Here is a 13,773-nt window from a genome sequence, read left to right on the forward strand (position 1 = left end):
TGGGCCCCTGCCTGCGCAGGGGCACGCCGACCAGGAATGTCGGCGTGACTGGACCCGCGAGGAAATCGCGGCACTGTTCGACCTGCCGTTCGACGAGCTGATGTGGGAGGCGCAAAGCGTCCATCGCCGCCACCACGCGCGCGGTGAAATCCAGCTTTGCACCCTGCTGAGCATCAAGACCGGCGGCTGCGCCGAGGATTGCGGCTATTGCTCGCAGTCGAAGAGCGCCGACAGCGGCCTCAAGGCCACCAAGCTGATGGACGTGCGCGCGGTGCTGCAAGCTGCGGCGCAGGCGAAAGATTCGGGATCGAAGCGCTTCTGCATGGGCGCCGCGTGGCGCAACCCCAAGGACCGCGACATGCCGGCGATCGTCGAGATGATCGAGGGCGTGCGCGCGATGGGCATGGAAACCTGCATGACGCTGGGGATGCTGACCAAGGAGCAGGCTCAGATTCTGGGCGCCGCGGGGCTCGATTATTACAACCATAATATCGACACGAGCCCCGAAAATTACGAGAATATCATCTCGACGCGCACCTTTCAGGACCGGCTCGACACGCTCGAGGAAGTCCGCAACGCCGGGATCAACGTCTGCTCGGGCGGCATCGTCGGGCTGGGCGAGACGCGCGCCGACCGCGTCGGCTTCATCCACGCGCTCGCGACACTCGAACGCCATCCCGAAAGCGTGCCGGTCAACGCGCTGGTGCCGGTGAAAGGCACCGTGCTCGGCGACATGCTCGCCGATACGCCGCTTGCGAAGATCGACGACATCGAATTCGTCCGCACCGTCGCGGTCGCGCGCATCACCATGCCGAAGTCGATGGTCCGCCTCTCGGCGGGCCGCGAGAGCATGTCGGAGGCGACGCAGGCGCTCTGCTTCATGGCGGGCGCGAACAGCATCTTCACCGGCGACAAGCTGCTGACCACTGGTAACCGGGGCGATAGCGCCGACGCGGCGCTGTTCGCGAAACTCGGCCTCAAGCCGATGGAGAGCGAAGAGCCGATGCGGATGGAAGCGGCGGAGTGATGCTTAGACTTCCCAGAACTTCAGATGTTGAGGAGGCTCTCCTCCATCATCTACAAAACGCCGGCGGGAAGCAGCGCTCTAGCGACGTGTATGGTCCTCTTGGTGATCTTTTTGGTCTGACCTACGAAGAGCAAACTGCTCCGATGCCAAATCAAAATGAGCGCCATTGGGACAATCGAGTTCGCACCGCTCGGAAGCATCTCGTCGAACGCCAACTCCTCGATAATAGTGAGCACGGCGTCTGGAAACTGACTCAACTCGGGATGCAGGCGAGAACAGCATCTTCGCATGAATTTTCAACGCGCGAACGCGAGGATGTGAAAAACGCTGGAGCGTCGTCCATTCGACCCGATAAGGTGAAAATGTTCAAGAAAATCCTGATCGCCAACCGCGGCGAAATCGCCTGCCGCGTCATCAAAACCGCGCGGCGCATGGGGATCGCGACCGTCGCCGTCTATTCCGACGCCGATGCGCGCGCGCCCTTCGTGCAGATGGCCGACGAGGCGGTGCATATCGGACCGTCGCCCGCATCCGAATCCTATCTGATCGCCGACAAGATCATCGCCGCGTGCAAGGCGACCGGCGCCGAGGCGGTGCATCCGGGCTATGGCTTCCTGTCCGAACGCACCAGCTTTGCCGAGGCGTTGGCGAAGGAAGGCATCGCCTTCATCGGCCCGCCGGTGGGTGCGATCGCCGCGATGGGCGACAAGATCGAGTCGAAGAAGCTCGCCAAGGAAGCGGGGGTCAACGTCGTCCCCGGCTTCGTCGGCGAGATAAGCGACACCGACCATGCGGTCGAGATTGCGAACGAGATCGGTTATCCGGTGATGATGAAGGCGTCGGCGGGCGGCGGCGGCAAGGGGATGCGCCTCGCTTATAACGAGCAGGACGTCCGCGAAGGGTTCGAGAGCGTCAAGCGCGAGGGGTTGAACAGCTTCGGCGAGGCTCTGTTGCAAAGATTGGCGGCAGTCACAGGTAGGCTGTCGCTCTGCGCCGATCAGGCGGCTGCTGCGAAATGGTGGTTGAGCATGTCCATGGCCTCCGTCAGTGCCGAGGGCCCAATGCCGAAAGCTCTCTCCACAAGGCGCACCTCTCCCCTGATGCCGGGCTGCAGGCACCAGGGACGAGCCTGTCCTTTGCGCAGGGCTCGCATGACTTCGAATCCCTTGATCGTGGCATAGGCCGTGGGGATCGATTTGAAACCGCGCACCGGCTTGATCAGCATCTTGAGCTTTCCGTGATCGGCCTCGATCACGTTATTGAGATACTTCACCTGCCGGTGGGCCGTCTCCTGGTCCAGCTTTCCTTCGCGCTTCAATTCGGTGATCGCTGCACCATAGCTCGGCGCTTTGTCAGTATTGAGCGTGGCCGGCTTTTCCCAGTGCTTCAGGCCTCGCAGGGCCTTGCCCAGGAACCGCTTCGCTGCCTTGGCGCTGCGGGTCGGCGACAGGTAGAAATCGATCGTGTCGCCCCGCTTGTCGACTGCCCGGTACAGGTAGGTCCACTTGCCCCGCACCTTGACGTAGGTTTCATCCAGGCGCCAGCTCGGATCAAAGCCACGCCGCCAGAACCAGCGCAGCCGCTTCTCCATCTCCGGGGCGTAGCGCTGGACCCAGCGATAGATCGTCGTATGGTCGACCGAAATGCCGCGTTCCGCCAGCATTTCCTCAAGGTCGCGATAGCTGATCGGATAGCGACAATACCAGCGCACCGCCCACAGGATCACATCACCCTGGAAATGGCGCCACTTGAAATCCGTCATCGCTCCATCCGTTCAATCTCCGCCAAGCATGCTCAAGCTTCACGATTTTTGCAACAGAGCCTTCGGCGACGACCGCGTGTTCATCGAGAAATTCATCCTGAACCCGCGGCACATCGAGATCCAGATTCTCGGCGACCAGCACGGCAACATCCTTTATCTGAATGAGCGCGAATGCAGCATCCAGCGGCGGCATCAGAAAGTCGTCGAGGAAGCACCGTCGCCTTTCGTCACGCCGGCGATGCGCAAGGCGATGGGTGAGCAGTGCGTCGCGCTGGCGAAGGCGGTCGGATACTACAGCGCGGGCACGGTCGAGCTGATCGTTTCGGGCGCCGACCCGACGGGCGAGAGTTTCTACTTTCTCGAAATGAACACGCGGCTTCAGGTCGAGCATCCGGTGACCGAGGCGATCACCGGCATCGACCTCGTCGAGCAGATGATCCGCGTCGCTGCGGGCGAAAAGCTCGAAATGACGCAGGACGACATCAGGATCGACGGCTGGGCGATCGAGAACCGCGTCTATGCCGAAGACCCGTATCGCGGCTTCCTGCCATCGACCGGGCGGCTGACGCGCTATCAGCCGCCGGTCGCGGGCTGGACCGACGACGGCGCCGGGAACGGCCGCCGCGGGGTCGACGGCGTGCGTGTCGACGACGGCGTCTATGACGGCGGCGAAGTGTCGATCTTTTACGATCCGATGATCGCCAAGCTGATCACCTGGGGCGAGACGCGCGATGCGGCGGCGGACCTCCAGGTCGCGGCGCTCGACCGTTTCGAAATCGAGGGACTCGGCCACAATATCGACTTCCTGTCGGCGATCATGCAGCACCCTCGTTTCCGCTCGGGCGAGCTGACCACCGGCTTCATCGCCGAGGAATATCCCGAGGGCTTCCACGGCGCCGACACCAGCGAAGAGGTCGTGCGCGCGCTTGCGGCGATCGCGGGTTTCATGGCGAGCGCCAATGCCGACCGTGCGCGCCGTGTCGACGGCCAGCTCGGCGACCGGCTCGACCCGCCCGCGAAATGGCAGGTGACGGTCGATGGGGCCGAGCATCGCGTGAAGGTCGGCGCGAAGCATATCAAGGTCGATGGCGAAAAGATCGACATCGCGCTCGAATATACGCCGGGCGACCGGCTCGTCGTCGCCGAGATCGACGACAGCGAGCTGGCGGTGAAGGTCGCGCGCACGCGCACCGGCTGGCGCATGACGACGCGCGGGCGCATCCACGAGGTGCGGGTGCTTCCCGCGCATGTCGCCCCGCTCACCCGGCACATGATCGAAAAGATCCCGCCCGATCTGTCGAAGTTCCTGATCTGCCCGATGCCCGGCCTGCTCGTCGCGCTGCACGTCGGGGAGGGCGATGCGGTCGAACTCGGCCAGCCGCTCGCGACGGTCGAGGCGATGAAGATGGAAAATATCCTGCGCGCCGAAAAGGCGGGGGTGGTGAAAAGCGTCAACGCCGCGCAGGGCGATAGCCTGGCGGTCGATGCGGTGATTTTGGAGCTGGAGTAGGGGCCCGCCGCAACCTCTTTGACGATCGGTATTTGATCCGGGGTCCATTTGGCGCGGCGCCGGTAGAATGGATCCCGGATCAAGTCCGGGATGACGATGGAGAACGAATGGCGGCTGCCCCGTGAAGCCCTCGGCGTGCCGCCCGCTCAATCCACCAGCGCCACCGCCCGGATCCACCCTGCGCTCGCGCGCTCGATCTTCACCGGGAAGCAGGAAAGCGTCCAGCCCGTCGGCGGCAGCGCGGCGAGATTGGTCAGTTTCTCGATCTGGTAATAGGGCTTGATCCGCCCCGCCTTGTGCCCTTCCCAGATGATCGAGGGGTCGCGCGTTTCGGCCCAGCGCCTGGCGGTATGGCTGAACGGCGCGTCCCAGCTCCACGCGTCGGTGCCGACGACCTGCACGCCGCGCTGCGTCAGATACAAGGTCGCTTCGGCACCCATGCCGCAGCCCTGGTCGGTGAAATCGTCGGTGCCGTAAATTGCGCCCGACTGGACGAGGACGATGTCGAGCGGTTTGAGCTCATGGCCGATGCGCGCGAGTTCGGCCTCGACCTCCGCGGCGCCGACGACGTGGCCCGCGGGCAGATGCGAGAAATCGAGCTTGACGCCGGGGCGGAAGAAGAGGTCGAGCGGCGCCTCGTCGATGCTCGGCGCAGGCGTCGCACCGCGGTCGGTGGTCGAGTGAAAATGCCACGGCGCGTCCATATGCGTACCGTTGTGCGTCGACAGGGTGATGCTTTCGACCGCCCAGCCTTCGCCGTTGGGCAGGTCGCCCTTGGTCAGACCGGGGAAGAACATCGCGATCTGTTCCCACGTCGTCTCGTGGGTCATATAGGTGATTTGCGGGCGCATCACCGGCGGGTCGGACACGACGGTGTTGGTGATCGGGATCGACAGGTCGATGAAGCGGGTCATGGCGGCGATGCTGCGCCCACGCGCCCGCTTGTGCAAGGCTCAACAGCGGCTATGACGGAAGGCAGAACCGAATTGCTCACCGGGAGGGGGAGCCCGCATGACCGATCAAGCCGCCGTCGCCGGCCATGGCGCGGCCTATCAGCCGAGCGCGAAGGATATTCGCCTCGTCATCGCCGCATCGTCGGCGGGGACGATTTTCGAATGGTATGATTTTTTCATCTACGGAACGCTCGCCGCGATCATCGGCAAGGCCTTTTTCCCCAGCGACAATGCGACGCTCGAAATATTGCTCGTCTGGGCGGGGTTCGCGGTCGGCTTCGGTTTCCGCCCGCTCGGCGCGGTGCTCTTCGGCTTCCTCGGCGACCGGCTGGGGCGCAAATATACCTTCCTAGTGACCGTGACTTTGATGGGCATCGCGACCGCGGGCGTCGGCATGATCCCGCCGGCGGCGGCGATCGGCATTGCGGCGCCGATCATCGTCATCGGCTTGCGCATCCTTCAGGGGCTTGCGCTCGGTGGCGAGTATGGCGGCGCGGCGATCTATGTCGCCGAACATTCGCCGCCCGGCAAGCGCGGATTTTACACTAGCTTCATCCAGGCGAGCGTCGTCGGCGGCTTCGTGCTCAGCCTGATCGTCGTGCTGTCGTGCAAGGCGTTGATGCCCGGCGCGATCTGGGAAAGCTGGGGGTGGCGCGTGCCCTTCCTGTTGTCGCTGATCCTGCTCGCAATCTCGCTGTGGATGCGGCTGAAGCTCTCCGAAAGCCCGGTGTTCCGCGCGATGAAGGAAGAGGGAGAGATTGCGCGCAACCCCTTGAAGGAAAGCTTCACCTATCCCGGCAATCCGCGGCGCATCTTCATCGCGCTGTTCGGCATTTCGGCGGGGCTGACCGTGATCTGGTACACCGCGATGTTCTCCGGCCTTTCCTTCCTCAAAGGTCCGATGAAGGTCGACGATACGGCCGCGGAGATCATCGTCGGCACCGCTGCGGCGCTCGGCATGGGTTTTTTCATCGTCGCGGGGCGCCTTTCCGACCGGATCGGGCGCAAGAAGCCGATCATATGGGGCTATGCCGCGACGCTCGTCCTGCTCTTTCCGCTCTTCTGGTGGATGGGCAGCGTTGCGAATCCGGCGCTGGAGGCGGCGGCAGCGCGCGCGCCGGTGGTGGTGACGGGCTCGCAATGCAGCTTCGACCCGTTCGCGAAGGCGCAGGCGACCGCCTGCGGCAAAACGCTCGGCGAGCTGACGAAGCTCGGCGTGCCCTACAAGGTCGTCGCGAGCGACAGCGCGTTCGACAGCGTGACGATCCGCATTGGCGGCCGCGAGGTCGCGAGCGAAGACCCGGCGATCCTCCGGCCAGCGCTCGAGGCGATGGGCTACGGCTTTGAAAAGCAGATTCCGTCCGCTGCCGGGATCGCCGTGATCCTGCTCGCGCTGCTCGGCCTCAGCGCGCTTTCGGGCTTAACCTATGGCCCCGTCGCGGCGCTGCTCGCCGAGATGTTCCCGCCGCATGTCCGCTATTCGTCGCTCTCGATCCCCTATCACCTCGGGACCGGCTATTTCGGCGGTTTCCTGCCGCTCATCGCGAGTTTCATCGTCGCCAAGACCGGCAACGCCTATGCCGGGCTCTGGTACACCTGGGGTGTCGTGCTCATGGCCTTCCTCGTCAGTGCCTTGATGCTCAGGGAGCCGGCCGAAGGGCAGTGGGACCGGGTGCCGAAGGCCTGAACGAAGCCATTGGCGCTGCGATCATTCGCCGCTAGGTGCGGGGCAATGATCGACATCGCTTCGCCGCTCCGCCTCCGCCTCGATTCCGCCGCGCTCGTCCACAACTGGCGCTGGCTCGCACAGGTGGGCGGCGCCGAGGCGGGGGCGGCGATCAAGGCCGACGGTTATGGGCTCGGCGCGCGCGATGTGATGCGCATCCTCGCGGCGGCGGGCTGCAGCTACTTCTTCGTTGCGACCTGGGCCGAGGCGGCGGCGCTGATGCCGCTGCCGCCGGGCGTATCGCTTTCGGTGCTCCACGGCGTCGGCGACGAGGATATGATTGCAGCGCGCAGCCTTCCCGCGCGCCCGGTGCTGAACAGCGTCGAACAGGTCGCGCGCTGGCGTGCGAGCGGCGAGGGGCGGCGGTGCGACGTGATGGTCGATACCGGGATGAACCGGCTGGGCCTGCGCGTCGAGGAAGCTCTCGGCGGAGCGCTCGACGGCCTCGCGATCGAGACGTTGCTCAGCCATCTCGCGTCGGCCGACGAAGACAGCGCGCTCAATGCGCGTCAACTCGCGGCGTTCAGGGCGGTGCGCGAAGCGGTGCCCGCACGCCGCTACAGCCTGTCGAACAGCGCGGGGGTGTGCCTCGGCGCCGACTATGGCTTCGACCTGACGCGTCCGGGCATCGCGCTCTACGGCGGCGTCCCCCGGCGCGAGGCCGCGGGGCATATCCGGCAGGTCGCCTTCCCCGAAGCGCGCATATTGCAGGTGCGCGGCGTTCCGTCGGGCGAAACGGTCGGCTATGGCGCGACCTGGACGGCGCCGCGCGACAGCCGCATCGCGGTCGCCAACCTCGGCTATGCCGACGGCTATCTGCGCTGCCACGCCGGATCGGGCGGCGCGACGTGGCAGGGTCGCGCCCTGCCGCTGGTCGGGCGCGTGTCGATGGACCTCACCGCCTTCGATGCAACCGGAGTCGACGGCCTACGCGAAGGCGACTGGCTGACGCTCGACTACAACCTCGCCCCAGCGGCGGCGCGCAGCGGCCTGTCGCAATATGAGCTGCTTACCGGACTCGGCGCGCGCTTCGAACGCATCTGGGACTGAGGAACTCGCATTGCGACGGGACATGAGGGCTTATCCCGCGAGCACATCATGTTGCGACGCATCATAATTTGATGCTACTGCGGTGGGACCAAATGCAATATCGCGTGGCGGGGGCGGCTTTGCCATGGGTTACAGGAGCGAGAGGTCAGCATGGCGAAGTCGAAGACGGCACAGGACGACGATGTCGTCACGATCAAGAAATACGCCAACCGCCGCCTCTATGACACCGAACGCAGCTGTTACATCACGCTCGACGATCTGGGCGCGATGGTGCGCGAGGGGCGCGATTTCCGCGTCGTCGATGCAAAGAGCGGCGAAGACATAACGCACAATGTGCTGACGCAGATCATCATGGACACCGAAACCCGCGGCGAGACGCTGTTGCCGGTCAATTTCCTGCGCCACCTGATCGGCCTCTATGGCGACAAGATGCAGTCGATGGTGCCGCAATATCTCGAAGCCTCGATGGCTGCCTTTCACAAGAATCAGCAGGACGTTCGCGCCGCCTTTGAAGGCGCACTCGGATCGGGCAACCCGCTCGCCGAACTCACGCGCCGCAACATGGAGATGTTCCAGCAGGCAGCGGGCGCGTTCATGCCGGGCGCGATGTCGAGCAAGAGCAAGGATGCCGAGATCGACGCGCTCAAGGCCGAAATCGCGCAGCTCAAGGCCGAGCTCGCCAGGAAGAAATAACCGGGGGCCTTCTCCCGCCCTCCAGCACAGAAACAGGACCGATGATCAAGCATGCGCTCAGCGTAACCCGTCAGGCCGACTTCGCGGCCTGGTATCAGGACGTCATTGCCGAAGCCGACCTTGCCGAAGAATCGGGGGTGCGCGGCTGCATGGTCATCAAGCCGTGGGGCTATGGCATCTGGGAACGCATCCAGGCGGTAATGGACGCGGCGATCAAGGACGCGGGGGTGCAAAACGCCTATTTCCCGCTGTTCATCCCCTTGAGCTTCTTTGAAAAGGAAGCCGACCATGTCGATGGTTTCGCGAAGGAAATGGCGGTCGTCACGCACCACCGGCTGATCGCGGACGGCAAGGGCAAGCTCGTTCCCGATCCCGAGGCGAAGCTCGAGGAACCGCTGATCGTCCGCCCGACGTCGGAAACCGTGATCGGTTCGGCGATGAGCCGCTGGGTGCAGAGCTGGCGCGACCTGCCGCTGAAGGTCAACCAATGGGCCAACGTCGTGCGCTGGGAAATGCGCACGCGCATGTTCCTGCGCACCAGCGAATTCCTGTGGCAGGAAGGCCATACCGCGCACGCGACGCGCGACGACGCGATGGACGAGACGCTGCGCGCGCTCGAAATGTATCGCAGCTTCACCGAGGAGGTCCTCGCCATGCCCGTGATCGCAGGCGAAAAGCCCGAGCATGAGCGCTTCCCCGGCGCGGTTGCGACCTATTCGATCGAAGCGATGATGCAGGACGGCAAGGCGCTGCAGGCCGGCACCTCGCATTATCTGGGCACCGGCTTCGCCGAGGCGGCGAACATCCGCTATCAGGACAAGGACGGTGGCCACAGCCTTTGCCACACGACGAGCTGGGGCACCTCGACACGCATGATCGGCGGCGTCATCATGACGCACGGCGACGACGACGGGCTGCGCTGCCCTCCGCGCATCGCGCCGCACCAGATCGTGATCGTGCCGATGCTGCGCGACAATGAGGAGGATGCCGCGATCCTCGGCTATTGCCGCGACCTCGAAGCGCGTTTGAAGGCGCTCGACGCTTTCCGCGAGCCGGTGCGCGTGCTGCTCGACGCGAGCGCGAACAAGGCGCAGACCAAGCGCTGGGGCTGGGTCAAGAAGGGCGCGCCGATCATCCTCGAAATCGGCCCGCGCGACGTTGCCGGCGGCAAGGTCGCGGTGATCCGCCGCGACCGGCTCTATCAGGAGAGCGGCAAGCTCGACACCTCCTTCACACCGAAGGACGAGTTCGTCGGTGGCGCCGTCGCGATGCTCGAGGACATCCAGCGGACCCTCCATGCCGAAGCGAAGGAGCGGATGCATGCGAACATCCGCCGCGACGTCACCGACCTCGCGGCGCATTTCGGCGGCGACGACAAGTTCGTCGGCTGGGTCGAAGTGCAATGGTCGCGTCCCACGGGTGCGGTGCTCGACGGGATTGTCGAGCAGCTCAAGGCGCTCAAGCTGACGATGCGCAACACTCCCCTCGACGCGGCGCCCGCCGACGGCGCTTGTTTCTTCACCGGCGAGCCAGCGGTCGAGCGCGTGCTGATCGGGCGGACTTACTGATCCGCGACGCCCTTGCACCGGGGGGCGCGGCGTTCTAGCCTTCGCATCGAGGGGCTCGAAGGAGACTGTCGATGCGATACCCCCTGCTGGTCGCGGCCGCGACGCTGGCCTTCGCCGCGCTTCCCGCCGCCGCCCATCACGGCTGGTCGTCCTATGACGAGACCAAGCCGGTCACCCTGACTGCGTCTTTCACCGAATTGTCGTGGGGCAATCCGCACGGCAGCGCGAAGATGCGCTGGAAGGGCAAGGTCTGGGACGTCATTCTGGCGCCGGTTGGCCGTATGGAAGCGCGCGGGCTGACGCGCGCCGAGATCGAGCCCGGCAAACGCTTTCGCCTGACCGGCTATCTGCGGCGCGATGGCACCGCCGAAATGCGGGTCGAGCGGTTGATGATCGGCGAGAAGACGGTCGAACTGCGCTGAGGAACCCCCGTGGAGTCCGTTCTGAGCGCCGTCGCGGCGTGGCTCGATACGGTCGGCATCGGACCATGGTCGCGCGGATCGGCGCTTGTCTACCCCGTCGCCAACACGCTGCACCTGCTCGGCCTCGTCATGCTGGTCGGCGGAATCGGCATCGTCGATCTGCGGATCATGGGCCTGTGGCGGAGCTTGCCGATCGCGGAGCTGTCGCGCGCGCTGACGCCGGTCGCCGTCGCCGGACTGGTGCTGATGGCGGCAAGCGGCACGATCCTGTTTGCCGCCGATGGCGTTGCGCTCGCGCGGTCCGGCATCTTCGCGCGAAAGCTGGTCATCATCGCCGCTGCGTTAGCGAACGCGGCCGCCTTCAGACGGGCGTGGGGCCCGCACATGGCGCGCTGGACGGACCGGGCTCCGCGCGCAGCGCGGGCGATGGCCGGGGCGTCGCTGCTCCTGTGGCTCGCGGCGGGGGCGTCGGGACGCTGGATCGCCTATGGCTGACCATGGCGGGGACGCGCTATCGCTTGGTAAAGCCCGTTTGCGCGCTTATAGCCCTGGGGCAATGAAAAAACGTCCGAATAAATCGCCCGGCCTGCCGACCAGCCAACAGATTCTCGACTTCATTACGACGTCCGATCAGCCGGTGGGAAAGCGCGAGATCGCGAAGCATTTCGCACTCCACGGCAATGATAAGATCGCGTTGAAGGCGCTGCTCAAGGACATGACCGACGAGGGGCTGGTCGATCTGGCGCCGGGCCGCGCCTTTCACAAGCATGGCGGACTGCCGCGCGTGACGGTGCTGCGCGTCGCGGCGATCGAAGGCAGCAATGTCTGGACGGTGCCCGAACGCTGGGAAGGCGCTGGCCCCGCGCCGCGTTTGCGGGTGATGGAAAAAGGACGCCGAGGAGGCGCGCTCGGGGTCGGCGACCGCATCCTCGCGCGCACCGAGGAGCGCGGCAGCGGCCATGTCGCGCACCCGATGAAGCGCCTGGCGGCCAGCGCCGAAATGGTGATCGGCGTGCTCGTCGAGGACAAGTCGCCGGGCGGCAAGACTATGATCTGGTTGCGCCCCGCCGACAAGCGCGCGCGCTTCGATTTCGCGGTTGCCGACAAGGGCGATGCCAAGATCGGCGATCTGGTCCGCGCCGAACTGACAGGGCGTGGGCCGGCGACCAGGGCGAAGGTCATCGACCGTATCGGCGATCCCTTCGCGCCGAAGTCGCTGAGCATGATCGCGATCGCGCGGCACGAGATTCCGCACATCTTCGACGGCGAAACGCTCGCCGAGGCCGAGAAGGCGGCGAAACTGCCGCTCACGCCCGACGGTCGCGAGGATTTGCGCGACCTGCCGATCGTCGCGATCGACCCGCGCGACGCACGCGACCATGACGATGCCGTCTGGGCGGCGCCCGACGACGATCCGGCGAACAAGGGCGGCTGGCGCGCAATCGTCGCGATCGCCGACGTCAGCTTCTACGTCCGCCCCGACGGCGCGCTCGACCGCGAGGCGCGGCGGCGCGGCAACAGCGTCTATTTCCCCGACCAGGTCGTGCCGATGCTGCCCGAAACGCTGTCCGCGGGCGTCTGTTCGCTGAAGGCGGGCGAGGACCGCGCGGCGATGGCGTGCCACCTCGTCGTCGACAAGCATGGCAAGGTGACATCATGGCGCTTCGCGCGCGCGCTGGTGCGGCTTCGGGCGAATATCGCCTATGAGGATGCGCAGGCGATGATCGACGGCGACCCGATCCTCCCCGGAACGGGGAGGGGGACCAGCGAAGCTGGTGGAGGGGCACCCTCGGGGAAGCGTGCCGCCGAAACCTCGCACAAACCGCATGTGCCCCTCCACCATCCTGCGGATGGTCCCCCTCCCCGTGCCGGGGAGGATCTGCTGCCCGCTCTGCAAAACCTCTGGGGCTGCTGGGCACTGCTCGCCAAGGCGCGCGCGGCGCGGGCGCCGCTTGAGCTTGACCTGCCCGAACGGCAGGTGATCCTCGACGATCAGGGCAATATCGCCGAAATCCGCCTCCGCGAGCGGCTCGACGCGCATCGGCTGATCGAGGATTATATGATCGCGGCGAACGTCGCGGCGGCGAAGGCGCTCGAGGCGAAGAAATCGCCGGTGATGTATCGCATCCACGAGCCGCCGAGCCGCGAGAAGCTCGTCAGCCTGAAGGAGTATCTCGACAGCTTCGACCGGAATTTCGCGCTCGGTCAGGTGATTACCCCGGCGGTGTTCAACCGGCTGATCGACGGCTTCTCGGACGACGACCGCTTGCCCGAGATCATGGAAGCGATCCTGCGCAGCCAGACGCAGGCCTATTATGGCCCCGCCAACTCGGGGCATTTCGGCCTCGCACTCGGCAGCTACGCGCATTTCACTTCGCCGATCCGCCGCTACGCCGACCTGATCGTCCACCGCGCGCTTGTCGATTCCTGGCGCCTTGAGGTGCCGGGCAAGGCGAAGGGGCTTCCCGAACGCACCGGGCTCGGCGAGGCCGACGCCAAGGGGCTGTCGCGCATCGGCGAGACGATCAGCGGCCTCGAACGCCGCGCGATGGAGGCCGAGCGCGAGACGATCGACCGCTATGTTGCCGCCTATCTCGCTGGCAAGGTCGGCGAGATAGTGCCTGCGCGGATCACGGGTGTGCAGCCCTTCGGTTTCTTCGCCACGGTCGACGGGCTCGGCGGCGACGGGCTGGTGCCGGTCTCGACGCTGGGCAGCGAGCGCTTCTTCTATGACGAGGCGGCACGGACGCTCGATAGCGAACATGGCCGCGTCAGCTATTCGGTCGGCCAGCGGCTCGCATTGCGGCTGATGGAGGCCAACCCGGTCAGCGGCGCGCTGCGCTTCGAACTCCCTGACGTGCCCGAAGGCGCATCGGTAAAGCGACCGCCGCGGCGCGAGGGCAAAGGGAAGGGCGGGGCCAAGCCTATGGTCGGCAAGCGCGGACGGCCGAAGAATATCCGCCATCAGGGGCGGCGGCGGTGATCTATTCTTCCTGTCATGAGAAGACGATCGCACCGTCTGCAAGCACGAGGGCCGACGGCGGTTTTGGGGTGGTTAGCGG

The 13,773-nt window shown here is 65.5% G+C and carries 10 protein-coding genes and 3 pseudogenes; 11 read left to right on the forward strand and 2 right to left on the reverse strand.

The window, feature by feature from the left end; translation table 11 throughout:
* Positions 1–7: 7 nt before the first annotated feature.
* The 3 genes and pseudogenes from bioB to CHB69_RS20005 all read left to right on the forward strand — a co-directional run.
* Positions 8–1,027 (forward strand): biotin synthase BioB, encoded by a 1,020-nt coding sequence (gene bioB / locus CHB69_RS02665; protein WP_089214773.1) that lies wholly within the window; start codon positions 8–10, stop codon positions 1,025–1,027.
* Positions 1,027–1,287, forward strand: a pseudogene (locus CHB69_RS20000) (winged helix-turn-helix domain-containing protein); the annotation flags it as partial. The gene bioB and the pseudogene CHB69_RS20000, both read left to right, overlap by 1 nt.
* 102 nt (positions 1,288–1,389) lie before the next feature.
* Positions 1,390–1,971 (forward strand): annotated as a pseudogene (locus CHB69_RS20005) (biotin carboxylase N-terminal domain-containing protein); the annotation flags it as partial.
* A gap of 53 nt (positions 1,972–2,024) precedes the next feature.
* Here the strand turns inward: CHB69_RS20005 and CHB69_RS02685 are convergent.
* Positions 2,025–2,789, reverse strand: a complete 765-nt coding sequence (locus tag CHB69_RS02685) for an IS6-like element IS6100 family transposase (RefSeq protein WP_013054031.1) — start codon at positions 2,787–2,789, stop codon at positions 2,025–2,027.
* Positions 2,790–2,847: 58 nt separating this feature from the next.
* Here CHB69_RS02685 and CHB69_RS02690 point away from each other — a divergent pair.
* Positions 2,848–4,299, forward strand: a pseudogene (locus CHB69_RS02690) (ATP-binding protein); the annotation flags it as partial.
* A 146-nt stretch (positions 4,300–4,445) separates the two neighbouring features.
* Here the strand turns inward: CHB69_RS02690 and CHB69_RS02695 are convergent.
* A complete protein-coding gene (locus tag CHB69_RS02695; RefSeq protein WP_089214394.1) occupies positions 4,446–5,213 on the reverse strand; it encodes a cyclase family protein in 768 nt (255 codons plus the stop codon).
* A gap of 97 nt (positions 5,214–5,310) precedes the next feature.
* Here CHB69_RS02695 and CHB69_RS02700 point away from each other — a divergent pair, with 97 nt between their 5' ends.
* The 7 genes from CHB69_RS02700 (at position 5,311) to CHB69_RS02730 (ending at position 13,694) form a co-directional block, all read left to right on the forward strand.
* Positions 5,311–6,939 (forward strand): MFS transporter, encoded by a 1,629-nt coding sequence (locus CHB69_RS02700; protein WP_089214395.1) that lies wholly within the window; start codon positions 5,311–5,313, stop codon positions 6,937–6,939.
* Positions 6,940–6,984: 45 nt separating this feature from the next.
* Complete coding sequence (alr, locus tag CHB69_RS02705; RefSeq protein ID WP_089214396.1) at positions 6,985–8,028, forward strand: alanine racemase; 1,044 nt, start codon at positions 6,985–6,987, stop codon at positions 8,026–8,028.
* Between the two features lie 150 nt (positions 8,029–8,178).
* Positions 8,179–8,721, forward strand: coding sequence for a polyhydroxyalkanoate synthesis repressor PhaR (gene phaR / locus CHB69_RS02710; RefSeq protein ID WP_089214397.1), 543 nt, complete (start codon positions 8,179–8,181; stop codon positions 8,719–8,721).
* Between the two features lie 41 nt (positions 8,722–8,762).
* Complete coding sequence (gene proS, locus CHB69_RS02715; RefSeq protein WP_089214398.1) at positions 8,763–10,289, forward strand: proline--tRNA ligase; 1,527 nt, start codon at positions 8,763–8,765, stop codon at positions 10,287–10,289.
* A 71-nt stretch (positions 10,290–10,360) separates the two neighbouring features.
* Positions 10,361–10,711 carry a DUF6152 family protein gene (locus CHB69_RS02720; protein WP_089214399.1) on the forward strand — a complete coding sequence of 117 codons (351 nt, stop codon included), beginning with the start codon at positions 10,361–10,363 and terminating at the stop codon, positions 10,709–10,711.
* 9 nt (positions 10,712–10,720) lie between these two features.
* On the forward strand, positions 10,721–11,206 hold the full coding sequence (locus tag CHB69_RS02725; protein WP_089214400.1) for a DUF6644 family protein: 486 nt from the start codon (positions 10,721–10,723) through the stop codon (positions 11,204–11,206).
* A gap of 61 nt (positions 11,207–11,267) precedes the next feature.
* Positions 11,268–13,694: a ribonuclease R family protein gene (locus CHB69_RS02730; protein ID WP_089214401.1), complete on the forward strand. Its 2,427-nt coding sequence runs from the start codon at positions 11,268–11,270 to the stop codon at positions 13,692–13,694.
* Positions 13,695–13,773 lie beyond the last annotated feature (79 nt).

Origin of the sequence: Sphingopyxis indica (genome assembly GCF_900188185.1) — a bacterium.
GTDB lineage: Bacteria > Pseudomonadota > Alphaproteobacteria > Sphingomonadales > Sphingomonadaceae > Sphingopyxis > Sphingopyxis indica.

Excerpts from the sequence above, each read along its gene's own strand:
- CHB69_RS02685 (WP_013054031.1), bottom strand. The coding sequence starts at position 2,789 with ATGACGGATTTCAAGTGGCGCCATTTCCAGGGTGATGTGATCCTGTGG.
- CHB69_RS02695 (WP_089214394.1), bottom strand. The coding sequence starts at position 5,213 with ATGACCCGCTTCATCGACCTGTCGATCCCGATCACCAACACCGTCGTG.
- CHB69_RS02700 (WP_089214395.1), top strand. The coding sequence starts at position 5,311 with ATGACCGATCAAGCCGCCGTCGCCGGCCATGGCGCGGCCTATCAGCCG.
- alr (WP_089214396.1), top strand. The coding sequence starts at position 6,985 with ATGATCGACATCGCTTCGCCGCTCCGCCTCCGCCTCGATTCCGCCGCG.
- phaR (WP_089214397.1), top strand. The coding sequence starts at position 8,179 with ATGGCGAAGTCGAAGACGGCACAGGACGACGATGTCGTCACGATCAAG.
- proS (WP_089214398.1), top strand. The coding sequence starts at position 8,763 with ATGATCAAGCATGCGCTCAGCGTAACCCGTCAGGCCGACTTCGCGGCC.
- CHB69_RS02720 (WP_089214399.1), top strand. The coding sequence starts at position 10,361 with ATGCGATACCCCCTGCTGGTCGCGGCCGCGACGCTGGCCTTCGCCGCG.
- CHB69_RS02730 (WP_089214401.1), top strand. The coding sequence starts at position 11,268 with ATGAAAAAACGTCCGAATAAATCGCCCGGCCTGCCGACCAGCCAACAG.